Source organism: Frigoribacterium sp. PvP121 (assembly GCF_017833115.1).
In the GTDB taxonomy this organism is placed as follows: domain Bacteria; phylum Actinomycetota; class Actinomycetes; order Actinomycetales; family Microbacteriaceae; genus Frigoribacterium; species Frigoribacterium endophyticum.
This window is the reverse complement of the sequence record NZ_JAFIBR010000001.1, coordinates 1,242,878-1,264,074: the sequence shown is the minus strand read 5'-3', so window position 1 is coordinate 1,264,074 and position 21,197 is coordinate 1,242,878. Positions and strand designations below refer to the sequence as shown.

The 21,197-nt window shown below is 74.6% G+C and carries 27 protein-coding genes; 9 read left to right on the top strand and 18 right to left on the bottom strand.

All coding sequences use genetic code 11. The features are described from left to right. Window positions 1-113 precede the first annotated feature (113 nt). The gene (locus JOE43_RS05895) at window positions 114-1,097 is read right to left on the bottom strand and encodes a DMT family transporter (RefSeq protein ID WP_209515723.1); all 984 of its coding nucleotides are present in this window, start codon (window positions 1,095-1,097) and stop codon (window positions 114-116) included. A 72-nt stretch (window positions 1,098-1,169) separates the two neighbouring features. Here JOE43_RS05895 and JOE43_RS05890 point away from each other — a divergent pair, with 72 nt between their 5' ends. Beyond that, entirely contained in the window at window positions 1,170-1,745 is a 576-nt protein-coding gene (locus JOE43_RS05890) for a CGNR zinc finger domain-containing protein (RefSeq protein ID WP_209515719.1), read from the top strand. A 110-nt stretch (window positions 1,746-1,855) separates the two neighbouring features. Next, window positions 1,856-2,395 carry a hypothetical protein gene (locus tag JOE43_RS05885; RefSeq protein ID WP_209515715.1) on the top strand — a complete coding sequence of 180 codons (540 nt, stop codon included), beginning with the start codon at window positions 1,856-1,858 and terminating at the stop codon, window positions 2,393-2,395. 56 nt (window positions 2,396-2,451) lie between these two features. Here the strand turns inward: JOE43_RS05885 and ppk2 are convergent, their stop codons facing one another. Next, window positions 2,452-3,363 (bottom strand): polyphosphate kinase 2, encoded by a 912-nt coding sequence (gene ppk2, locus JOE43_RS05880; protein ID WP_209515712.1) that lies wholly within the window; start codon window positions 3,361-3,363, stop codon window positions 2,452-2,454. Between the two features lie 300 nt (window positions 3,364-3,663). Between ppk2 and JOE43_RS05875 the strand changes: the two genes are divergently transcribed. After that, window positions 3,664-4,119 (top strand): Hsp20/alpha crystallin family protein, encoded by a 456-nt coding sequence (locus tag JOE43_RS05875; RefSeq protein ID WP_056052267.1) that lies wholly within the window; start codon window positions 3,664-3,666, stop codon window positions 4,117-4,119. A gap of 240 nt (window positions 4,120-4,359) precedes the next feature. On the opposite strand, the gene JOE43_RS05870 is transcribed toward JOE43_RS05875, so the two are convergent. Both JOE43_RS05870 and JOE43_RS05865 read right to left on the bottom strand, forming a co-directional pair. Continuing rightward, window positions 4,360-5,229: an anti-sigma factor gene (locus tag JOE43_RS05870; protein WP_209515709.1), complete on the bottom strand. Its 870-nt coding sequence runs from the start codon at window positions 5,227-5,229 to the stop codon at window positions 4,360-4,362. Next, the gene (locus tag JOE43_RS05865) at window positions 5,226-5,735 is read right to left on the bottom strand and encodes a sigma-70 family RNA polymerase sigma factor (RefSeq protein WP_056052262.1); all 510 of its coding nucleotides are present in this window, start codon (window positions 5,733-5,735) and stop codon (window positions 5,226-5,228) included. The genes JOE43_RS05870 and JOE43_RS05865 overlap by 4 nt, the downstream gene beginning before the upstream one ends. 198 nt (window positions 5,736-5,933) lie before the next feature. Between JOE43_RS05865 and JOE43_RS05860 the strand changes: the two genes are divergently transcribed. Further along, complete coding sequence (locus tag JOE43_RS05860; RefSeq protein ID WP_209515706.1) at window positions 5,934-6,626, top strand: YceI family protein; 693 nt, start codon at window positions 5,934-5,936, stop codon at window positions 6,624-6,626. A gap of 133 nt (window positions 6,627-6,759) precedes the next feature. Here JOE43_RS05860 and kdpC read toward each other — a convergent pair whose 3' ends face one another. From kdpC to JOE43_RS05835, 5 genes are all read right to left on the bottom strand, one after another. Continuing rightward, a complete protein-coding gene (gene kdpC / locus JOE43_RS05855) occupies window positions 6,760-7,365 on the bottom strand; it encodes a potassium-transporting ATPase subunit KdpC (protein ID WP_056052256.1) in 606 nt (201 codons plus the stop codon). Window positions 7,366-7,438: 73 nt separating this feature from the next. Continuing rightward, window positions 7,439-9,655, bottom strand: a complete 2,217-nt coding sequence (gene kdpB / locus JOE43_RS05850; protein ID WP_209515703.1) for a potassium-transporting ATPase subunit KdpB — start codon at window positions 9,653-9,655, stop codon at window positions 7,439-7,441. A gap of 3 nt (window positions 9,656-9,658) precedes the next feature. Next, the gene (gene kdpA, locus JOE43_RS05845; protein WP_209515686.1) at window positions 9,659-11,332 is read right to left on the bottom strand and encodes a potassium-transporting ATPase subunit KdpA; all 1,674 of its coding nucleotides are present in this window, start codon (window positions 11,330-11,332) and stop codon (window positions 9,659-9,661) included. Then, on the bottom strand, window positions 11,332-11,421 hold the full coding sequence (locus JOE43_RS16140; protein ID WP_156369875.1) for a potassium-transporting ATPase subunit F: 90 nt from the start codon (window positions 11,419-11,421) through the stop codon (window positions 11,332-11,334). Before JOE43_RS16140 ends, kdpA begins: the two co-directional genes overlap by 1 nt. Continuing rightward, window positions 11,418-11,579, bottom strand: a complete 162-nt coding sequence (locus JOE43_RS05835; protein ID WP_192128571.1) for a hypothetical protein — start codon at window positions 11,577-11,579, stop codon at window positions 11,418-11,420. Before JOE43_RS05835 ends, JOE43_RS16140 begins: the two co-directional genes overlap by 4 nt. Window positions 11,580-11,835: 256 nt before the next feature. Here JOE43_RS05835 and JOE43_RS05830 point away from each other — a divergent pair, with 256 nt between their 5' ends. Beyond that, window positions 11,836-12,195 carry an ATP-dependent DNA ligase gene (locus JOE43_RS05830; RefSeq protein ID WP_209515683.1) on the top strand — a complete coding sequence of 120 codons (360 nt, stop codon included), beginning with the start codon at window positions 11,836-11,838 and terminating at the stop codon, window positions 12,193-12,195. After that, a complete protein-coding gene (locus JOE43_RS05825; protein WP_209515680.1) occupies window positions 12,192-12,404 on the top strand; it encodes a hypothetical protein in 213 nt (70 codons plus the stop codon). Before JOE43_RS05830 ends, JOE43_RS05825 begins: the two co-directional genes overlap by 4 nt. Window positions 12,405-12,425: 21 nt before the next feature. Here the strand turns inward: JOE43_RS05825 and JOE43_RS05820 are convergent, their stop codons facing one another. Further along, complete coding sequence (locus JOE43_RS05820) at window positions 12,426-12,884, bottom strand: VOC family protein (protein WP_209515676.1); 459 nt, start codon at window positions 12,882-12,884, stop codon at window positions 12,426-12,428. 278 nt (window positions 12,885-13,162) lie between these two features. On the opposite strand from JOE43_RS05820, the gene JOE43_RS05815 reads away from it, so the two are divergent. After that, the gene (locus tag JOE43_RS05815) at window positions 13,163-14,383 is read left to right on the top strand and encodes an MFS transporter (protein WP_307803254.1); all 1,221 of its coding nucleotides are present in this window, start codon (window positions 13,163-13,165) and stop codon (window positions 14,381-14,383) included. 71 nt (window positions 14,384-14,454) lie between these two features. Beyond that, window positions 14,455-15,090: a hypothetical protein gene (locus JOE43_RS05810; protein ID WP_209515673.1), complete on the top strand. Its 636-nt coding sequence runs from the start codon at window positions 14,455-14,457 to the stop codon at window positions 15,088-15,090. Window positions 15,091-15,208: 118 nt separating this feature from the next. Here JOE43_RS05810 and JOE43_RS05805 read toward each other — a convergent pair whose 3' ends face one another. The 6 genes from JOE43_RS05805 to JOE43_RS05780 form a co-directional block, all read right to left on the bottom strand. Then, window positions 15,209-15,463 carry a DUF4287 domain-containing protein gene (locus JOE43_RS05805; protein ID WP_209515671.1) on the bottom strand — a complete coding sequence of 85 codons (255 nt, stop codon included), beginning with the start codon at window positions 15,461-15,463 and terminating at the stop codon, window positions 15,209-15,211. A gap of 104 nt (window positions 15,464-15,567) precedes the next feature. Beyond that, window positions 15,568-15,903, bottom strand: a complete 336-nt coding sequence (locus JOE43_RS05800; RefSeq protein ID WP_209515668.1) for a hypothetical protein — start codon at window positions 15,901-15,903, stop codon at window positions 15,568-15,570. Window positions 15,904-16,022: 119 nt separating this feature from the next. Continuing rightward, window positions 16,023-17,174 carry a Vms1/Ankzf1 family peptidyl-tRNA hydrolase gene (locus tag JOE43_RS05795; RefSeq protein ID WP_209515665.1) on the bottom strand — a complete coding sequence of 384 codons (1,152 nt, stop codon included), beginning with the start codon at window positions 17,172-17,174 and terminating at the stop codon, window positions 16,023-16,025. Further along, on the bottom strand, window positions 17,171-17,611 hold the full coding sequence (locus JOE43_RS05790) for a hypothetical protein (RefSeq protein ID WP_209515662.1): 441 nt from the start codon (window positions 17,609-17,611) through the stop codon (window positions 17,171-17,173). Before JOE43_RS05790 ends, JOE43_RS05795 begins: the two co-directional genes overlap by 4 nt. A gap of 124 nt (window positions 17,612-17,735) precedes the next feature. Continuing rightward, window positions 17,736-19,058 carry an ice-binding family protein gene (locus JOE43_RS05785; RefSeq protein ID WP_209515659.1) on the bottom strand — a complete coding sequence of 441 codons (1,323 nt, stop codon included), beginning with the start codon at window positions 19,056-19,058 and terminating at the stop codon, window positions 17,736-17,738. Between the two features lie 234 nt (window positions 19,059-19,292). Continuing rightward, on the bottom strand, window positions 19,293-19,613 hold the full coding sequence (locus JOE43_RS05780; RefSeq protein ID WP_209515655.1) for a hypothetical protein: 321 nt from the start codon (window positions 19,611-19,613) through the stop codon (window positions 19,293-19,295). Window positions 19,614-19,726: 113 nt separating this feature from the next. On the opposite strand from JOE43_RS05780, the gene JOE43_RS05775 reads away from it, so the two are divergent. Beyond that, a complete protein-coding gene (locus JOE43_RS05775; RefSeq protein WP_209515651.1) occupies window positions 19,727-19,975 on the top strand; it encodes a zinc-ribbon domain-containing protein in 249 nt (82 codons plus the stop codon). A gap of 57 nt (window positions 19,976-20,032) precedes the next feature. Here JOE43_RS05775 and JOE43_RS05770 read toward each other — a convergent pair whose 3' ends face one another. After that, window positions 20,033-20,875 (bottom strand): hypothetical protein, encoded by an 843-nt coding sequence (locus JOE43_RS05770; RefSeq protein WP_209515649.1) that lies wholly within the window; start codon window positions 20,873-20,875, stop codon window positions 20,033-20,035. 121 nt (window positions 20,876-20,996) lie between these two features. Continuing rightward, a complete protein-coding gene (locus JOE43_RS05765; protein ID WP_156369872.1) occupies window positions 20,997-21,155 on the bottom strand; it encodes a hypothetical protein in 159 nt (52 codons plus the stop codon). Window positions 21,156-21,197 lie beyond the last annotated feature (42 nt).

The window sequence follows — 21,197 nt, the reverse complement described above, 5'->3', positions numbered from 1 at the left end:
GTGTGCTCCTTGATCGATGGGGTGGTCGTCGGCTCGGCGCTGCTGCGCCTCCCCGACTTCTCCCTCGACGCTAGGGAGGTCCGCCCGGCGAGGGCCAGATGCACGACGGACGGTCAGGTGGGGGACGGCGCCGACCGCTCCGGCTCCTCTACACCCGCCGCCACGAGCACGCTCGCCGAGTCGTCGGCCTCGGCGCTCGTGTCGGCCCGCACGGCGACGATGCCCGCCACGATCAGCGCCCCGCCGACGAGCTGCAGCGCGGTCAGCTGCTCGTCGAGCAGCACCCACGCCCAGATCGCCGCCGCCGCGACCTCGAGCAGGCCGACGAACGAGGCGAGGCGCGACCCCAGCATCGAGCTGGCGGTGATGCTCGTCGCGTAGGCGAGGCTGGTCGCGACGAGGCCGACGACGAGCATCGGCACCCACCAGGGCACCGTGCTGCCCAGCACGACGACGTCGTCCGCCGTGGCGGTGAAGGGCACGAGGCCGGTGAGCCCCAGCAGGCCGAGCAGAGCCGAGCCGACGAGCAGCCCCGACGCGGCCAGCGCCACGGGCGGCAGGCCGTCGGAGGGCAGGGCCGCGATGACGAAGTACCCGGCGCAGCAGACCATCGCCGCGACGCCGAGGGCGATGCCGACGGGGTCGAGCGCTCCCCCGCCGGCGGGCGAGACGACGAGCAGCAGGCCGGCCGCCGCGACGGCCGACCCGACGAGCACGACGGCGGCGGGCCGTCGCCGGGTGGCGACCCACGCGACGGCGACGAGCAGCAGGGGCGCCGTGTACTCGAGCAGGATCGCCGTGCCGACGGGGATGTGCTGGATGGCGGCGAAGTAGAAGACCTGCGTGCCGGCGACCCCGACCACGGCCATGCCGAGCACCCGTCGTCGTGCGCGCCAGACCGGGGCGAGGCGGCCCCGCAGCGCGACGAGCGCGAACGGCGCCAGCACGACGCCGCCGACCAGGGCACGCAGGGCGACCGCGGCGACGGGGCTCCAGCCGCCCTCGAGCAGCGGCTTCACGAAGGGCCCGGAGACCCCGAATGAGGCGGCGGCCACGACCGCGACGAGCAGGCCGGTCGAGAGATGGCGACGAGACACGGGGTACCCTCCAGTCAGGGCCGTACGGCCTGTTGATCCTGACGCTAGAGCGGGAGACGACAAGGAGTCAAATTGCTTTTCGCCCCTGACACGGAAGACGTCCTCGACTTCAACGCGGCCCTGGTCAACACGACGGCCGGGGCGTCGCGCTCGGGCGACGACGAGCTCGCGACGCCCGCCCAGCTGGACGCGCTCATGACGACCTTCGGCTTCTCGGGGCGGCGCGACCGCGACGAGGCCGAGCTCGAGGCGGTGCGGCGGGCCCGCACGCGCCTCCGCGAGCTCTGGCTGCTGCCCCGCGACGAGATGGTCGGCCCGGTCAACGAGCTGCTCGAGCGCCTGCACGCGGTGCCCCGGCTCGTGCGCCACGACGACCTCGACTGGCACCTGCACGCCACCCCGCAGAGCGCGCCGCTCGCTGACAGGATCCTGGTGGAGGCGGTGCTCGCCCTCGTCGACGTGGTCCGGTCGGACGAGACGGCGCGGCTGCGCCCCTGCGCGGCCGACGACTGCGACGGGCTGCTGGTCGACCTCTCGCGCAACGGCTCGAAGCGGTTCTGCAGCGTGCGCTGCGGCAACCGGATGAACATGGTCGCGTTCCGCGAGCGTCGGGCCGCCGAGGAGGCCGACCGGCCCGTCGACCGCTGAGCCGTCGCCCGCGCGGAGCGCATCCGAGCCCGTTCGTCAAGGCCCTCCGGGCTCCGCGGAGGCGGCCTACCGTGCCCCGGACCGCACACCATCGACCTCGGGGAGAACTCATGTCTCAGCGCAACACCTTCGTCCGCAGCCTGCACGACCTCGGCGCCGCCGCCTGGTTCGGCGGCACGCTCATGGGCGCCGTCGGCCTCAACGGCGGCACGGCGGAGGCGAAGGACCCCGTCGAGCGCCTCCGCCTCTCGTCGATCGGCTGGGCCAAGTGGGCGCCCGTGCAGTGGGCCGCGATCATCGCCCACGGCATCGGCGGGGTCGGCCTGATCGTCGGCAACAAGAGCCGCCTCGGCGGCCAGCCGTCGTCGCGCCGCAACACGGTCGTGAAGTCGGTCGTCACCCTCGCCGCCGTCGGCGCGACCGTGTGGTCGGGCATCGAGGGCGGCATCATGGCGAAGAACGCGGAGCAGGGCGCGGAGGGCGTCACCGAGCCCGACGCCACCGCCTCCAAGACCCTCGCCGCGGCGCAGAAGAAGCAGAAGGCGCTGCAGTTCGTCATCCCGGTGCTGACCGGGGTCGTGCTCGTGATGGGCGCCCAGCAGGGCGAGCAGCAGCGCCCGCTCGCCGGGCTGCTCGGCTGGCGCCGCTAGGCCGGACCGATCCCCCTGCGGGCGGGGGCGCCTCCCCCGGCTCCTCCGCCCGCCCGTCAGTCGCCGTCGCCGGACCGCTTGCCCCGCATCACGATGAGCGGGTCGGGCTGCCCGACGACGGCGTCGTCGCGCCCGTCGTAGTCGAACTGGCCGAGGAAGAACCGCATCGCGTTCAGCCGTGCCCGCTTCTTGTCGTTCGACCGCACGATCGTCCACGGCGCGTGCTTCTTGTCGGTGCGGCGGAACATCTCGTCCTTCGCGGCGGTGTAGTCGTCCCAGCGGCCCAGCGACTCGAGGTCCATCGGCGAGAGCTTCCACCGACGCACGGGGTCGAGCTGCCGCATCGCGAAGCGCGTGCGCTGCTCCTTCTGCGACACCGAGAACCAGAACTTCGTGACGTGCACGCCCGCGTCGACGAGCATCTTCTCGAAGACGGGGGCCTGCTGCATGAACGTCTCGTACTCGTCGTCGGTGCAGAAGCCCATCACCCGCTCGACGCCCGCCCGGTTGTACCAGCTGCGGTCGAAGAGGACGAGCTCGCCGGAGGTCGGGAGGGCGGCCACGTAGCGCTGGAAGTACCACTGGCCCTTCTCCCGGTCGCTCGGCGTGCTGAGCGCGACGACCCGCGCCGTGCGGGGGTTGAGGTGCTCGGTGAAGCGCTTGATCGTGCCGCCCTTGCCGGCGGCGTCGCGCCCCTCGAAGAGCACGACGGCCTTGCGGCCCGTCTCGACGAACCAGTTCTGGCACTTGAGCAGCTCGACCTGGAGCCGGTACTTCTCCAGCTCGTACTCGCTCCGGTCGAGGCGCTCGTCGTACGGGTAGTCCTCGCGCCACGTGTAGACCGGGTTGCCCGCCGGGTCGATCAGCTCGGGCTCGACCGTGTGGCCGCCCGACACGCGGTAGCCCTCGTGCCGGAGCTGCTCGATGTACTCGCGGAGCGACTGTCCTGTGGTGGGGTCGAGGGTCATGCCCCCGACGGTACCGAGCCGGGGTCGGAGCCGACCGGGCGTGGCGCTCGGCGCCTCCTCGTGGTCACGGGGTCTCGCCGCGTCCCCGGATGCACCACGAAGTCGCAGCGGAACCACGCCGCGGCCTGGTTCGCGGGCCAGGACGTGGTTCGTCGTCGTGAGGAGGGGCTTCTCAGCGAGGTCTGAGCGGGCTCGGAGGATCCGTTGAGGCAGGGACGCCCCCGCGTTCCTATCATCGTGTCATCGACCTTGAGTCGAGGTGACTCAAGGTCTCGGCCACGACTAAGAGAGGAAGCACCCATGGCCCTGTCCTTCGACCCCTTCACCGAGCTCGACCGTCTCGCCGGCACCCTGCTGTCACAGCGCCAGGGCCCGAAGGCCATGCCCGTCGACCTGTACCGCGAGGGCGACCAGTACGTGCTCGCCGCCGACCTGCCCGGCATCGATCCGGGGTCCGTCGACGTCGACGTCGACGGCCAGCTGCTGACGATCACGGCCCGGCGCACGGCCGGCGACCACGCCGGGGCGACCTGGCTCGCGCAGGAGCGCCCGCACGGCTCGTACCGGCGCCAGTTCAGCCTGGGCGACGGCGTCGACACCGAGGGCATCACGGCGAACTACGACAACGGCGTGCTGTCGGTGGTGATCCCGGTCAGCCAGCGGGCGAAGCCGCGGCGGATCGAGGTCGGCAGCGCCCGGTCGGGCGACGGTGGGGCGCAGCAGCTGTCGGCCTCGCCGGAGGCGGCGACGGCGTAGCCGTCGACCCGCACCGGCCGCCCCTGCCCGCCCGTCGACCTCGGAGGAGGTGCACCATGCTCGAACGCCGCACGTTCCTGTCGCGGGCGCTCGCCGAGCCGCTCGGCGAGCACCGCGCGTACTACGACCCGTCAGCGGACGACGTCGACGCCGACTGAGCGGCGACACGAGGGCCCCGCCCGGCACCGGCCGGGCGGGGCCCTCGTCGTCCCGGGAGGACGGGGCAGAGGGCGCTGCGGCTCAGAGGGTGGTGCGGGTGAGGACGGTGGTCGAGTCGGCCGCTGTGATCTCGACGCTGCGCAGGCGGTCGAGCGGCAGCTTCGACGAGGCCGCGAGCCCCGCGGCGCCGCCCGGCGCGCTGTCCCAGGTGGCGACGACCGTGCGGGTGCCGTCGACCTCCTCGACGACGAGGTCGTAGACGCCGGTGCCCTCGAGGTCGGCGGCGTAGGCGCACTCCCAGTCGAAGCGCGTGCCCCAGGGAGTCGCGGTGACGGAGAGGTCGGCGGTCACCGCGCCCCCCACCAGCGACGTCATCGCGACGGGGACGGCGGGCGTCGGGGTGGTGACCGAGGCCGTGGGCTCAGCGCCCCGGCCCGACGACGAGCCCAGCGCGTAGCCGCCGCCGGCGAGCAGCACCACGGCGAGCACCGCGGCCGCGCCGACCAGGGCGCGCCGCCGCGGGGAGGAGGGCCGGCCGGAGGCGCGGGGTCGCGGCGCAGGACGGCCCGGTCGACGGGCGGGCGTGCGGGAGCCGCGCGACGGGTCGGCGACGGGGGCTGGTGTGCCGGCCCGCGACTCCTCGGGGTCGGGCTCGGCGGCACCGACCCCCGTCTCGACGGGGGCGGGCTCCGGGGAGGCGACCCGCGCCTCCCCCGCGACCGTCACGGCGTCGTCGACGGGCAGCAGGCGGAGCACGGCGGGGAGCCCGGCGAGGTCGGCGACGGAGGCGGTGCACGCCTCGCAGCCGCAGAGGTGCCGCTCGAAGCGGGCGCGCTCGTCGGTGCTCAGGCCGCCGAGCACGTAGGCGGCGTCCCACTCGTGGACCGCGTCGTGCTCGCGGCGGAGCTCGGGCTCTCGGCGGGCGTCGGGGCGGCCGTCGCGGTCGGTCATCGGGTGACTCCTCGTTCTTGCAGGGCGAGCCGGAGGGCCTTCGCGGCGTAGTGCAGCCGCGACTTCACCGTCCCGGCCGGCACCCCCTCGATCTCTGCGGTCTCGGCGACGGTGCGACCCAGCCAGTAGCAGCTCACCACGACGCGGCGGTGCTCGCCCGAGAGCGAGCCCAGGGCGTCCGCGACGAGGAGGCGGTCGAGGACGGCGTCGGAGGCGTCGGTCACGGGAGCGCCCTCGGGCAGGTCGTCGGTGGGGAACTCGTGGGCGCGGCGCGCGCTGCGGCGGTCGTCGATCACGAGGTTGCGGGCGACGGTGAAGAGCCAGCGGCGGGCGGGCTCGTCGTCCTCCGCGAGGATGGCTGCGCTGCGCCAGGCGCGCAGCAGGGCCTCCTGCGCGACGTCCTCGGCGAGGCCGTGGTCGCCGGTGAGGCGGTGCACGTAGCGCACGAGCACGTCGCCGTGCGCGTCGTGCAGGGCGCGCAGCCGGGCTGCTCCGTCGACGTCCATCGCCACCTCCTCACCTGTACGACGAGACGGGGGGCCGGATGGTTCACCGTCGCGGCATCTTCGCACCCCGGGCTGCCCGCTCCGCGGTCGCGGCGGACCTGACAGTGCGCTGGGAGGCTGAACCCCGGACAGCCGCTGCCCGTCGTTCCCAGTGACGGCACCTCCGTCGTCGCCGCCCTCGACCAGCAGGAGAACACCGTGAAGAAGAAGACCGGCATCATCATCGGAGTCAGTGCCGCCGTCGTCGTGGGCCTCGGAGCCACCGCCGCGTTCGCCGGCCCCGCCTTCTACCGCGACGTCGTCGTCGGCGCCCCCGAGGTCGCCCCGACCGTCGCGCCGACCGCCGGCGGCAGCACCCTCGACGCCAGCCAGCTGACCGGCGACTGGCAGGTCGGCGACGGCAGCACCGCCGGCTACCGCGTCGACGAGGTGCTCAACGGCACCGACGTCACCGTGGTCGGCACGACCGACCAGGTCACCGGCACCATCACCGTCGACGGCTCGTCGGTCTCGGCCGCCACGATCGACGTCGACGTCGCGAGCATCGCGACCGACAGCGGCAACCGCGACGAGTACTTCCGCGGCACGGCCCTCCAGACCGACCAGTTCCCGACCGCGACCTTCACCCTGACGCAGCCGATCGACGCCGCGGTGCCCGCCGACGGCGAGGTGGCGACGACCGAGGCCACGGGCGAGCTGACGATGCACGGCGTCACGCAGCAGGTCACCGTTCCGCTGCAGGCCGCGCTCTCGGGCGACGGGGTGCAGATCAGCGGGTCGATCCCGGTCACCTTCTCCGACTACGGGGTGCAGGCCCCCGACCTCGGCTTCGTCAGCGTGGAGGACAGCGGCACGGTGGAGTTCCTCGTCGCGGCGACCCCCGCCTCCTAGGCTCCCGGCCCCGCGGTGACCGCCCCGCGGCGGCGCACCGCGGCAGCACGAGGGCCCGGGCACGATCACGTGCCCGGGCCCTCGTGCGCCCCCGGCACCGCCCCTCGTCAGTGCCCCCCGGCACCGCCCCTCGTCAGCGCCCGAGCTCGGCCAGGGCCACGTTCAGCTCGAGCACGTTCACCGTCGGCTCGCCGAGGTAGCCGAGGTCGCGCCCCTGCACGTGCTGCTCGACGAGCTCGCGCACCTCGGCCACGGGCAGCTCGCGGGCGGCGGCGACCCGCTCGACCTGCTCGCGCGCGTACTCCGGGCTGACGTGCGGGTCGAGGCCGGACGCGGAGGCGGTGAGCGCGTCGACCGGGACGCTCGCCGGGTCGACCCCGTCGCTCTCGGCCACGGCCGCCCGGCGCTCCTCGATCGCCGCGATCAGGTCGGGGGCCTCCGGCCCCCAGTTGCTGCCGCTCGACGCGGAGGCGTCGTAGCCGTCGCCGGCGGCGGAGGGCCGCGACTGGAACCACTCGGGCAGGGCGGCCCCGTCGTCGTCGGTGAACGACTGGCCGATCAGCGACGAGCCGACGACCTGCCCGTCGACCTCGACCTCGGAGCCGTTCGCCCGGTGCCCGACGGCCAGCTGCCCGACCGCCGTCACGACGAGCGTGTAGGCGACGCCGAGCACGAGGGTGGCGACGACGACGGCCCGCAGGGCGGTGCCGTACTGACGCAGCGTGCTGCGTGCGTTCATGGTGAGTCCTTCTGTCTGTCTCTGGTGCTGCGAGGTGGGTGCTGCGAGAGGTGGTGCTGCGGGAGGCGCGGGCTCAGAACCCGGGCAGCAGGCTGACGACGAGGTCGATCAGCTTGATGCCGACGAACGGCGCCACGACGCCGCCGAGCCCGTAGACGAGCAGGTTGCGGCCGAGGATGGACGACGCCGACGCGGCCCGGTACCGGACGCCGCGGAGGGCGAGCGGGATGAGCGCGACGATGACCAGGGCGTTGAAGACGATCGCCGAGAGGATGGCCGACGACGGCGAGCTGAGCTGCATGACGTTGAGCAGCCCCAGCCCCGGGAAGACGCCGGCGAACATCGCGGGGATGATCGCGAAGTACTTCGCCACGTCGTTGGCGATCGAGAACGTCGTCAGCGCGCCCCGGGTGATGAGCAGCTGCTTGCCGATGCGCACGACGTCGATCAGCTTCGTCGGGTCGCTGTCGAGGTCGATCATGTTGCCGGCCTCCTTCGCGGCCGACGTGCCGGTGTTCATCGCGACGCCGACGTCGGCCTGGGCGAGCGCCGGGGCGTCGTTCGTGCCGTCGCCCGTCATCGCGACCAGCGCGCCGCCCTGCTGCTCGCGGCGGATCAGCGCGAGCTTGTCCTCCGGGGTGGCCTCGGCGAGGTGGTCGTCGACCCCGGCCTCGCGGGCGATCGCCGCCGCGGTGAGCGGGTTGTCGCCCGTGACCATGACGGTGCGGATGCCCATGGCGCGCAGCTCGGCGAAGCGCTCGCGGAGGCCCTCCTTCACCACGTCCTTCAGGTGGACGACGCCGAGGACGCGCGCCGCGCCTCCGGCGTCCTTGACCGCGACGACGAGCGGGGTGCCGCCCGCCGTCGAGACGGCCTCGACGCGGCCGGTCAGCTCGTCGTGCTCGGTGCTGGCCAGCCGGCCGCCCTCCTCCACCCACGCGATGACCGAGCCGGCGGCGCCCTTGCGGATCTCGGTGCCGTCGGGCAGGTCGAGCCCGCTCATGCGGGTCTGCGCCGTGAACGGCACGATCGTCGAGCGGTCGACGCCCTGCTCGTGCCAGCCGGTGGTGAGCGCGAGGTCGACGATCGACCGGCCCTCGGGCGTGGGGTCGCTGAGCGACGACGTGGCGGCCGCCTCCACCAGCTCGGCCTCGGCGACGCCGTCGAGCGGCGTGAACTCGGCCGCCCGGCGGTTGCCGTAGGTGATGGTGCCGGTCTTGTCGAGCAGCAGGGTGGTGACGTCGCCCGCCGCCTCGACGGCGCGGCCCGACATGGCGAGCACGTTGCGCTGCACCAGGCGGTCCATGCCGGCGATGCCGATCGCGCTGAGCAGCGCGCCGATCGTCGTCGGGATGAGGCAGACGAGCAGCGCGATCAGCACCGGCACGCTCACCGACGCGTCGCTGTAGCCGGCGATCGGGTTCAGGGTCAGCACGACGACCACGAAGACGATCGAGAGGCTCGCGAGCAGGATGTTCAGGGCGATCTCGTTCGGCGTCCGCTGGCGCTTCGCGCCCTCGACGAGCGCGATCATGCGGTCGACGAAGGTCTCGCCCGGCTTGCTCGTGATGCGCACGACCACGCGGTCGGAGAGCACGCGGGTGCCTCCGGTCACGGCGCTGCGGTCGCCGCCCGACTCCCGGATCACCGGGGCCGACTCGCCCGTGATGGCCGACTCGTCGACCGAGGCGATGCCCCAGACGACGTCGCCGTCGCCCGGCACGAGCTCGCCGGCCGTCACCACGACCACGTCGCCGAGCCCGAGGTCGGCCGACGAGACGTCGTCGACGGCGGCGTGCTCGGCCGAGGCGTCGCCGTGGGCGTCGTACGAGGCGACGCGACGCGCCGTCGTGCTCGTCCGGGTGGCGCGCAGCGTCTCGGCCTGCGCCTTGCCGCGCCCCTCGGCGACCGACTCGGCGAGGTTCGCGAACACGACCGTGAGCCACAGCCAGACGGCGATGGCGACCGTGAACGAGCCGGGCACCGGCGAGCCGCCGGAGGTGGCGTCGCCCACGCCGAAGAGCTGGGCGACGGCGAGCAGCGTCGTGTAGGCGGCGCCCACCTCGACGATGAACATCACCGGGTCGTGCCACATGCGGCGCGGGTCGAGCTTGCGCAGGGCGCCGGGCAGGGCCGCGGCGAGCTGCGCCGGGCCGAAGGCCGCGGGGCGGCCCGCGGCGGGGGCGCCGGTGCCGGCCTCGCCGGTCGGGTCGCCGGGGGCCCCGGCGGAGCCGGTCGTGCGGGAGTCGCGGGTCGAGGCCCCGGTGGAGGTGTCGGATGGTGTCGGCATGGTCTAGTTCAGCCCTTCGGCGAGAGGCCCGAGTGCGATGACGGGGAAGTAGGTGAGCGCCGTCACGACGACGGAGACACCGGCGAGGAGGCCGACGAAGAGCGGCCCGTGGGTGGGCAGGGTGCCCGCGGTGGCGGGGATCCTGTCCTGGGCGGCGAGCGACCCGGCGAGCGCGAGCACCAGCACGATCGGCACGAACCGGCCGAGCAGCATGGCGACCCCGAGCGCGGTGTTGAACCAGGGCGTGTTCGCGGTGAGCCCGGCGAAGGCCGAGCCGTTGTTGTTCGACGCCGAGGTGAAGGCGTAGAGCACCTCCGTGAAGCCGTGCACCCCGGGGTTCCAGATCGACGTCGCCTCGACGTCGGCCCGGACGGCGGGGAACGCGAAGCTCAGCGCCGTGCCGGTGAGCACCAGGGTCGGCGTGACGAGGATGTACAGGCTGGCCAGCGTGATCTCGCGCGGGCCGAGCTTCTTGCCCAGGTACTCCGGCGTGCGGCCGACCAGCAGCCCGGCGATGAACACCGTGATGACGGCGAGCACGAGCATGCCGTAGAGGCCCGAGCCGACGCCGCCGGGGGCGATCTCGCCGAGCATCATGTTCAGCAGCGGCATCAGGCCGCCGAGCGCCGTGTACGAGTCGTGCATCGAGTCGACGGCGCCGGTCGAGGTCAGGGTGGAGGTCGTGCCGAACAGGGCCGATCCGATGATGCCGAACCGCGCCTCCTTGCCCTCCATCGCGCCGCCGGCCAGCTCGGGTGCCGTGCCGGCGCCGCGGAGCTCGAAGATCGTGAGCGCCGTGAGCGAGACGACGAAGAACAGCGCCATGACGAGCGCGATCGCGCGGCCCTCACGGGGCGAGCCGACCATGGTGCCGAAGGTGCGCGGCAGCGAGAACGGGATGACGAGCATGAGCACGACCTGGAGCGCGTTCGTCCACGGCGTGGGGTTCTCGAACGGGTGGGCGGAGTTCGCGTTGAAGAACCCGCCGCCGTTCGTGCCCAGCATCTTGATGGCCTCCTGCGAGGCCACGGGGCCCCCGGGGATCGTCGCCGTGCCGCCGGTCAGGGTGGTCACGTCGGTGAACCCCGTGAAGTCCTGCACGACGCCGCCGATCATCAGCGCGACGGCGCTCAGCAGCGCGAGGGGCAGCAGCAGGCGCACGACGCCGCGGGTCAGGTCGACCCAGAAGTTGCCGACGGTGCCGGTGCGCACGCGGGCGAAGCCGCGGATCAGCGCGACGGCCACGGCCATGCCGACCGCGGCGGAGACGAAGTTCTGCACGACGAGGCCGCCGAGCTGCACGGCGTAGCCGAGCGTGAGGTCGGGCGAGTACGACTGCCAGTTCGTGTTCGTGACGAACGAGGCGGCGGTGTTGAAGGCGAGGCCCTCGGGCACGGCGGGGAAGCCGAGAGACTGGGGCAGCACGGCCTGTAGGCGCTGGATCGCGTAGAGCGCGAGCACGCCGGCGACGGAGAAGCTCAGCACGCCGCGGAGGTAGGCGGGCCAGCTCTGCTCGGCCGAGCCGTCGACCCCGATCAGCCGGTACACGACGCGCTCGGCGCGGAGGTGGCGGGTGCTCGAGTAGAGGCGGGCCATGTGGTCGCCGAGGGGGCGGTAGGCCACGACGAGCACCGCGGCGACGGTGGCGACCTGGAGGACGCCGAGGAGGGCGTCCATCAGAAGCGCTCCGGCTGCACGAGGGCCCAGACGAGGTACACCAGGGCGGCGACGGCGAGCACGGCGGCGCCGATCTCGAAGACGATCACAGCTTCTCGACCCCCTTCGCGACGAAGGCGATCACGGCGAAGACCGCGATGACGGCGAGCAGGTAGACGATGTCGAGCACGACGACTCCCAGGGAGGCTGACGGGGCGGGCCCGCTCGGGCCCGGTGCCCGTGGCGGGCACAGCGAGTCAGTAGACACCGGGCAGCGGGGCCGACCGGGGCTCCTCACGGCTTCCTCACGCCGCGCGGCCCGATCCTCACGCGGCGCTGACGCGGGCAGGGCCCGGACACCGCAGGGCCGAGGCCCATTACCCCCCGAGCAGGGGGTGGCACAAGCCCTGGACAGGCACCGGGCGGGGACCGATACGTTCGAGGGCAGCCTCGTCCCCTCCGGGGGCCAGGGCTCGCGGAGGGGCGACCGGCCGGGCCGCCCCCACCCAGCCGGAGGGGCAGACATGGGCAAGTTCGCGTACGACAAGGCGCTCAGCGTCGACTTCGACGACCGGACCCTCGCGCACCTGCAGATCGTGATCGGCATGAAGCTGCGCCGCGGGGAGTCGTTCTACTTCTCGTGGAAGGACGACCATGCCGTCGGCGACGGGCGCACCGCCATCTGGCTGCACCCGTCCATCCCGCTCGTCTACAAGTACTACGGCAGCCGTCTGCCGCGCATCAACCCCGAGTGGGTCCGCGCGCTCGAGATGACGGCCAACACCAACATCGGCCTGCAGGTCGTCGACGAGCCCGCCGGGCCGGCCGGAGGCGCGGGCACGGCCCCCGGGGCCGCCCCCGTCACGAACGGGGCCGCCTCGTGACCAAGCGCGTCGACGTCCACTACGACGGGGTGCTCTACACGCTGCCCGGCGACCAGCTCGACGCGGTGCGCGAGCGCGTGCTCGCCGCCGTCGCCGGGGGCGAGGCGTTCTGGCTCGAGGTCAACATCGGCGAGGGGCGCTACCAGCGGGCCGACCTGCTGGTCTCGCCGGGCGTGCCGATCAGCCTCGTGGCGATCACGGAGGAGTAGGCCGCCGGGGGCCCGCTCGGGTCAGGCGCCGTCGGGGCCCGCGTCGGCATCAGCGGCAGAGCCCGCGCCCGCGCCTGAGATGTTCACCATCCAGTGGATGCCGTACCGGTCGTCGACCATCCCGAACGAGTCGCCCCACGGCGCCCTCGCGAGCGGCACGTGCACGTGCCCGCCCTCGGCGAGGCCGTCGAACCAGTGCGTCAGCACCTCCTCGTCGTCGGCCCCGCCGCTGAGCGACAACGAGATGGCGTTCTCCGACTCGAGCGGGATCTCGTCGGGACGGTCGGCCGCCATCAGCACGAGCCCCGCGTCGGTCTCGAGCTGGCCGTGCATGACCTTGTCGGCCTCGGCCGGCGTGCCCACGCCGAAGTCGCCGAAGCGGGTGGTCGTCGGCGTGCCGCCGAGCACGGAGGCCCAGAAGTCGAGCGCCTCACTCGCCTGCGAGCGGAAGGCGAGGTAGGGGGTGAGCTGCACGGACATGGTCGACTCCTCGTCGTCGAGGTCGGCACCGGCCGGCGGCCGGTCGGCGCCGGTCGGCGCTCGTGCACATCGTGGCACCGGCCGGGCCGGAGGGGAAGGGCGAGTCGGGCGGAGGACGAGGGGCGGCCCCGGCTCCGGGAAACGAGTCGGGACCAGGAGCCGGCGAGCCGGCCCCGGCAGGCGGGGCGCACCTGCTGCCGTCGACGCTACGCCGCGCACCTGGAGGGGTCACCGCCCGGGCCTCCCTCGGCCGCCCGGGAGTGCGTAGCGTCGACCGGGTGACGAACGACGCTCCTGCCCCCACCTCGCCCGGCTCGCCCTCGACGGCGACGATGACCCGGGGCCGCACCCTGCTCTTCGCGGTCGCGGGCGGCGCCGCGGTCGGCAACCTGTACTGGGCGCAGCCCCTGCTCGGCATCATCGGGGGCGACCTCGACGCCTCCCCCGCCTCCACCGGGCTGCTGATCACGGTGACGCAGGTGGGCTACGCCCTCGGGGTCTTCTTCATCGTGCCGCTCGGCGACCGGGTCGACCGACGGCGGGCCGTGCCGCTCATCATGCTGCTCTCCGCCCTGGCGCTCGCGGCGAGCGCCGCGGCCCCGAGCTTCCCGCTGCTGCTCGTGGCGCTGACGCTGGTGGGCCTCACGACGGTGGCCGGGCAGATGCTGACGCCGCTGGCGGGCGACCTCGCCACCGACGCCGACCGGGGGCGGGTGGTCGGCACGGTGGCGAGCGGGCTGATCCTCGGCATCCTCGTGTCGCGGGCGATCAGCGGCCTGGTCGCCGACGCCCTCGGCTGGCGGGCCGTCTACGTCGTCGCGGCGGTGCTGCTGGTCGTGCTCGCCGCCCTCATGGCGCGGTCGGTGCCGTCGCTGCCCCGCCGCGCGGCCGCCCCGTACCGGCAGCTGCTCTGGTCGGTGCTGACCACCGTGGCGCGTCGACGGCAGGTGCGGGTCTCGCTGGTGATCGGCGCCTCCGTCATGGCCGTCTTCACGATGTTCTGGACGGGCCTCACCTTCCTGCTCTCGGCCGAGCCGTACGGCTGGTCGCCGGCGCGGATCGGGCTCGTCAGCATCGTCGGCGTCGCCGGCGCCGTCGGGGCACAGCGCGCGGGCCGCCTGTTCGACCGCGGCCTGTCGGTGCCCGCGATCGGGGTCGGGCTCGCGGTGACGCTCGTCTCCCTCGTCGTCGCCGGCCTCGGCGGCGGGTCGCTCGTCGTGGTGCTGATCGCCGTCGCGCTGCTGTCGGTCGGCATCCAGTCGTCGCAGGTGCTGCTGCAGACGCGGCTGCTGTCGCTCGACCCCGCGGCGCGCAGCCGGCTCAACACCGCGTTCGTCGTCGGCAACTTCGTCGGGGGCTCGATCGGCTCGGCGCTGGCGGGCGCCGTGTGGCCGATGGGCGGCTGGCCCGCGCTGATGGTCGTCTCGGCCGTGCTGATCGGCGTCGCCGGCACCGTCTGGGCGGTGCACCGCCGCCGCGGCCTCGTCGACGCCGGCTGAGCGCGGGGCGCCACGGGGTGCGGTCGACGTCGGACGCGGGACGACGGGGAGGCGGCGGTAGCGTGACGCTCGTGACCGACGCCCCACAGAAGCTCCAGCTGATGGCCGAGTACGCCGTCGGCGACTCGCCGCTCTGGGGCCGGGGGCCCGAGTGGGGGCTCCTCGACGCGACCGGGCTCGGGCTGTCGGCCGTGCTGCGCGACGACCTCCGCGCCTGGAACGACGTCTTCGACGCGATCTCCCTGACGGAGTTCCGCTTCCCGTCGCCGGTGGTCGAGCTCGACCACCGGGTGTGGTCGTTCTCGCTCGCGGCACGGGTGCAGCGCGAGCTGGGCGACGGGTGGGTCGTGACCAGCGGGGCCGGCGGCGGCGTCGACCACGTGCCGCCGCGTCGCCGGGGCCGCGTCGGCGCGACCGACACCGTCCTGCTGCTCACCGCCTCCTCGCCCGGCCACGCCGACGACGTGGTCGACTGGGCGCCCGACGAGCCGTGGGTCGTCCGCGCCGCCGAGGTCGGGGCCCGCCCCTCGACGGTGGCCGCCCTCGTCGAGCTGCGCCGCGAGGCGCCCTGGCAGGAGGAGCGGGGCACCGCCCCGGCGGCGTTCCGGGCCCGGGTGCTCGACGTCGCGGCGGAGCTGCAGCGCGACGTGGCGCTCGGCGCCCGGGTCTTCGCCCTCGCGGGCGACCTCCCCGGCCAGCACGGCTGACCCCGCGGACCCGGGTCCATCGCACCCCGTTCCGTTCACCGCACCCCGCTGCATCGGGGTGCGGTGAACGGAACGGGGTGCGGCGCCCGTCCGCGGCGGGACGACGGTGCGGGGGCGGCTACTGCGCGGCGCGGGCGGCCCTGACGTACGCGACGACGGCGTTCGCGTGGCCGTGGCCCAGGCCGTGCTCGCCCTTCAGCCAGGCGACGACCTGCATGTGCGGCTCGACGTCGAGCCGGTCGGCGGCGAGGTCGAGCCACTCCTGCACCGGCCGGCCGTAGGTGGCCTCGATGCTCGGGAAGTACGACGCCGGCCCCTTCGGCCTCGACCCGTCGGCGGGCGGCGCGGGGGCGAGGACTCGGTCTCTGCTCACGGGCCCAGGCTAGTGAGACGCGCCCGGCGCCTCCACCCCTCCCCGCAGCCGGGCGGGCTGCGCGCCGTCGCCGGGCCGCGGTGAGACGCCCCGCCGGGTCGGGCTCACCGAGGCTGGGCGGGGTTGGTCGGGTCGCCCTGCGACGGCGGGTTCATCGCCGGGCCGGCCGTCGCCGGGCTCACGCGCGAGCCGCCCGCGGGGGATCCGCCGACCGACGGCTCGGTGGCGGCCGGGAGGCTGCCCGTCGGCTCGGCACCGTCGCGGAGGCGGCCCAGCCGCGCCTCGAGCAGCTGCACGACCGGCAGCCGGTCGCCGTGCGCCCGCTCGTGCTCGAGCAGGGCCGCGACGGCGGGTTCGTCGAGGGCGTGCAGCCGGGTCTCGAGCGTGCCGAGCGGCAGGTGGTCGTAGTCGGGCAGGGGCAGGGCGGAGTCGTCGCTCACGGGGGTCCTCCTCGGTGCGGTCGGTCGGTCGGTCGGTGCGTGCGGTCGGTCGGTTCGGGCGTGCGTGCGGTGCGTGCTGGTCGGTCGGTCGGACGGGTGCCGACCAGGCCGGCCGGCGCTCAGCCCGCGTCGGTACCGGGCCTCGCCGGCCCGACGGGCCAGCGCAGCAGGGCGCCGAGGCCGGTGCCGCCGGGCAGGGCACCGGCGCTCGCGAGGACGACGCGGGCGTCGGTCAGCAGCGCGGCCCGGGCCAGGGCCGAGGCGGCGGGCAGCTCCGCGAGCACCTCGGCCCCGAGCGCCTCCTCGGGGGCGGTCGCCACCCAGGGGGCGTCGCCGAGCGCGAGCAGCGTGCGGTCGTCGACCGCCGACGGATCGAGCAGCAGCGTGTCGACCTGCGCCGCGGCGAGCGCCGCGACGACCTCGCCGACCCTGCTCACCGCCGTGCCGTCGCCGCGCCCGAGATGGGTGCGCAGCAGGTCGAGGGCGTCGTGCACCCGCTGGGCCACGACGCGGGCGAGGGCGACCTCGACCTGCGAGACGAGGGCGTCGTCGGCGGCGTCGGGCGCCCGGGTGTCGGTCGGCACCACCGACAGCAGGCCACGGGTCTCCTCCGACAGCTCGAGCTCGAGCAGCTGACGGGCCCGGATGTCGCCCGCGACCACGACCAGCCCGGCACGGTGACGTCGCACGGCGGAGTCGATCGCGTCGCCGAGCTCGCCGACGTTCTGTCGCCACAGCTCCTCCGTGTGCGACTGCATCCTCTTGTGCGCCCAGCCCCCGCCCTGGATCTTGTGGAGAGTGTCGGTGCGGCCCTGCACCTGCTGCTCGCGCTGCACCTCGCCGTGGCCGAAGCGGTACACGCGGAACCCGCCGCCGTCGCGCCCCACCTCGACGACGAGGAAGGTCAGGTCGACCGGACGGTGCGCCAGCAGCGGCAGCGCGTCGGGCACGGGGCCGTGGCCGAGCGCGTCGGCGGCCTTCGCCGGGCCGGGCAGCACCTCGCTGAGCACGACCTCGCCGCCCTGCACGAGCACGTACCGGCTGACCGGCGCGGGCACTCCGGGCGGGGCGACGAGCTCCTCGGCGAGCACGCGGGCGTCGTCCACCGGGGCGCCGGCCTGCACGAGCGCGTCGAGGGTCGCGGTGGCGACGCTGTCGGCCCAGCCGCGCGGGTCCTCCCGGTCGGCCGAGACGTCCGCGTAGGCCCATGTCGTCGGCCGGTCGCCGCGCAGCAGCGGGGCGAGCGAGTCGCCGACCTCGGTGTCGGTCACGAGCCCGCTCCGTCGGCGGAGGCCCCCTCGGAGGCTCGTGCGTCGGCCCCGGCCACGTCGGTGACGGGCTGGCCGGGCGCCGACGGGTCCGAGCCGTCGGGCTCGGCGCGCTCGACGTCGGCTCCCTCGGGCGTCTCCGTGCTGACCGCGACGGGGTCGGCGCTGAGCCCCGCGGCGGTCTCCGTGAGCGTGTCCTTGCCGTCGCCCACGGTGCTCGCCGGCTCGGGCGTCACCGCGGTCTCGACGTCGACGAGCTCGCCGTCGAGGCCCGCAGCCTGCTGCACCTCGGCGGAGTCCGTGTCGTCGGGCAGCGGCTCGGTCTGGCGGGCCTCTTCAACGTGGCCCACGCCCCCCCGGCCCTGCACGAGGCCCTGCGCCTCGTGTGCCAGCTGCTCGTCCTGCTCCGGATCGTGCGTCGTGTTCCCTCGTTCGATCACGAGGTCACCTGCCTTCCCGTGGTCGTGGTGTCGGTCACGACCCACCGAACCCGGCGGTCAGGGCGACGTCCGGGGCTTGACAGCCGGCGGGCGCACGCGGCACGCTCCGTGCCCGCGGACGGGACTAGCCGCGGTGCTGCTGCTCCCCGCGACGACGGAGGCGCGTGCCCAGCACGAGGGCGAGCCCGGCGAGCAGCGCGGCGGCCCCGACGGCCAGGGGCAGCGTGGCCTCCGAGCCGGTGTAGGCGAGGGCTCCGCCGTCACGGGCGGATACGCGGCCGCGGTCGGCGACGGGCGTGATGCGGGTCGTCGTCACCGGCGGCGTGGTGGCGCCCGGCGTCGTCGGCGTCCCGGGCACGACCGGCGTGACCGGCGTGACGGGCGGCGTGACGGGCACGACGGGCGGCGTGACCGGCACGACCGGCGGCGTCACCACGGCGGCCTCGAGGGTGGTGATCGTGTAGGTCGCGGTGTCGGCGGGCGCGACGCCGTTGGTGGCCGTCACGGTCACCGTGGTGGTGCCGGGCGTCGTGGGCGTGCCCGAGATGACCCCGGTCGTGGCGTCGAGCGAGAGCCCGGCGGGCAGCGTGGTCGACGTGAAGGTCGGCGTGGGGCTGCCGGTGGCGGTCACGGTGAAGGCGTAGGGCGTGCCGGCGGTGGCGTCGGTCGGGGCCGACGAGGTGATCTGCGGGGCCTCGTTGCACGAGGCGTCGCGGACGATGCGCGTCGTGTCGAGGGTGACGGCGCCGGTGCGGGCGAGGAGGCGCCCGTCGACGGTCGAGGTCGCGACGACCGAGATGGAGGTCTGGGCCATGACCGTGCCGGCGAACGCCGAGCCGCCGCCGATGGTCGCGGAGCGCCCGACCTGCCAGAAGACGTTGCAGCCGCTGGCGCCGCCGGTGAAGACCATCGACGTGCCGCTGCCGATGGTGAGGTCCTGGGGCACCTGGATGACCCAGGTCGACGCCGCGTCGCCGGCGAAGGTCAGCGCGGCGGTGTCGGGCAGCAGGGCGTCGACGCCGTCGGACGCGTAGACGCCGGGCGTGAGGAGGCGGTCGGCGGGGTCGGCGAGCGAGATGCTGGCCTGCGGGCTGAGGCTCGCCGACTGGTCGTAGGCCCGCTGCAGCGACGCCTGCGCCCGGGCTGCGAGGGCGTCCGTGGCGTGCAGGGTCCCGTCGGTGACGACGCCGGGGCCGCCCTGGAACCCGGTGATCGACGTGCCGGGCGAGAGGCCGACGTCGCCCTGCACCACCGAGACGCCGGTGTTCGTGACGGTCTGGCCGCCGAGCACCGCGAAGCTCGTCGCGTCGCCGAGGTCGATCAGCCCGACGGCCCGGGCGGAGGGAGCCGTGGAGAGGGCCAGCGCGGCGGCGACGCCGAGCACGACGGCCCCGGCGAGCACCGGACGGGCGGAGAAGAGGGGACGGGAGGAGGTCGAACGGGCCATGAGGCGCCTGACTGAGAAGAGGAGGCACCTGATCTCCGCGTGACTGCGTCGAGTGTTCCCCGTTACCTGTCGTTTATACGCCCACTCCGGCCGGAGCCACAAGAGCGGCGAGCATAGCTGACAATCCGCCCCCGTCCGACCATTCCGTGACACATCGTGCAGATCACCCGTTCGGGGGCCACGCCCGCGGGGCCTGCTCCGGCCCTCCCGGCCGCCCTCGCACCGAGTCCGGCGTCAGCACTCCGAGGCCGACGGCCCGCGGTCGGCGTGCACGACCTCGACCGACCCGGCGGCGGCCGACGCCTCCCGCAGGCGCCCGACGAAGCCCTCGTCCTCGGGCTCGAGCTCGTCCTCGTCCGCGTCGGAGACCACAATCTGGCTCGCGGGCCCGATCAGGATCGTCGACGTCGTCGCGGTGCCGTGCGCGTCGAAGGTGGGCACGTGGACGGTGTCCGTCTTCCCGTTCGCGCCGAGCGCGGCCGCGTACTCGACCACCGCCTCCGCGATGTCGTCGCCGGTGGTGATCGTGCTGCCGTCGTAGTGGATGTGCTTCATCGCTGCCTCCCGCTCACAGTGAACCGCAGGAGGCGCGGACGCGTCCCAGGAACGCGCCCGCGCCTCCTGCCCCCACCGTGCCTCCTCGCAGGCCGGGCGGCTACGGTCGACCGATGTTCATCCTCTTCGGCACCACCGTGAAGAGCCGTGTGCTCGCCGTGGTCGTCTTCGCCTGCCGGTTCTGCGACAAGACGGTGCCGCACCAGGTCGAGGAGCACGCGACGAAGGCCACGCTCTTCTTCGTGCCGCTCGTGACGCTGCGGAAGCGGTGGCTGGACCGGTGCAGCAACTGCGGCGGCCTCACCGAGCTGAGCCGCGAGCAGGCCGACCACGCGGTCGCGCAGTCGGCCGCCCGCGGCTGAGGGTGGTCGGTGCCGGCACCGGCACCGGCCTCGGCGTCGTGGTCGCGGTCGGCGGTGCTAGAGCAGGACGGTGCTGCTGCGCCAGGAGGCGGGGGCCCCGCCGTCGAGGCCGGTCTCCCACACGACGGTGAGGGCCGTCGGAGCCCCCTCGCCGGGCTCGACGTCGGCGGTGAACTGGCGCTCCGACCCGGCGGCGGCGCCGAGCTCGACGGGCACGGAGGTGCCGTCGACCCAGCCGAAGAGCGCGTCGGGGTAGCCGACGGTCGAGGGCACGTCGCTGTCCATGCTCGCGGGGCTCGCGAACGAGAGGGTCGCGGGCTGGCTGGCGTCGAGCGCGGCGGGGCCTGCCTCGTAGCGAGCGTCCTCCGCGCCCGCCGCGGGGTTCCGCCACTCGTACAGCGACCCGCCCGTCGGCGGCACGCCTGCGTCGTCGATGCGCAGGTCGGCGGGGTCGCCGTCGACGGCCCGCACGACCCAGGCGTCGGCCTCGGAGTCGGTGGTCACGCTGACGAGGGTGAACGCGCCCTCGGGGCCCTCGCTCGACACCATCTCGCCGGCGAGCAGCTGGCCCGCCTCGTCGGCGGAGACCGTGCCGTCGCGGCCGAAGAGCCCCGCGAAGGTCTGCTCGGTCGAGTAGAACTGCTGGGCCTGGGGGGTCAGGAGCTGCCAGGCGGCGGCCGCGTCGCCGGCGGCGGCCGCGTCGAGGTACTCGGCGACGAGCGCCTGCTCCGGGCTGGCGGCCTCGACGGGCGTCGGCGAGGCCGTCGCGCCCGGCGTCGGGGCCACGTCGGTGGCGGCCGGGGCGGCGCTGACCTGGTCGTCGGAGGTGCACCCGGCGGCGAGGCCGAGGACGCCGGCGACGAGGAGAGCTGTGGTGAGTCGTTCTCGTGTCTGGCTCATGGGCTGGACGGTAGTGGCGTGCGCACGACACGTGTCGCGACTCCCAGGAGACGTCCACCGGGGGGCGACGTCGGCGGGGTGGAGTTCTCCACAGTCGAGCTGACGGGCCTGCGGTCCTCCGTCAGTCGTGGACGAGCTCGGCCGCCGGGCGATCGGGCGCGTCGCGCGCACCCGGCAGGTCGTGCAGGCCCGGCGTGCAGGCGACGACGCCGAGCAGCAGCGACGCGACGGCGAGCGTGACGACGAAGTGGCGGGGCAGGGGCGGACGGCCGTCGGTCACGGTGTTCTCCTCTCGGGCGTCGACGCCGCCGTTCGGCGTCGA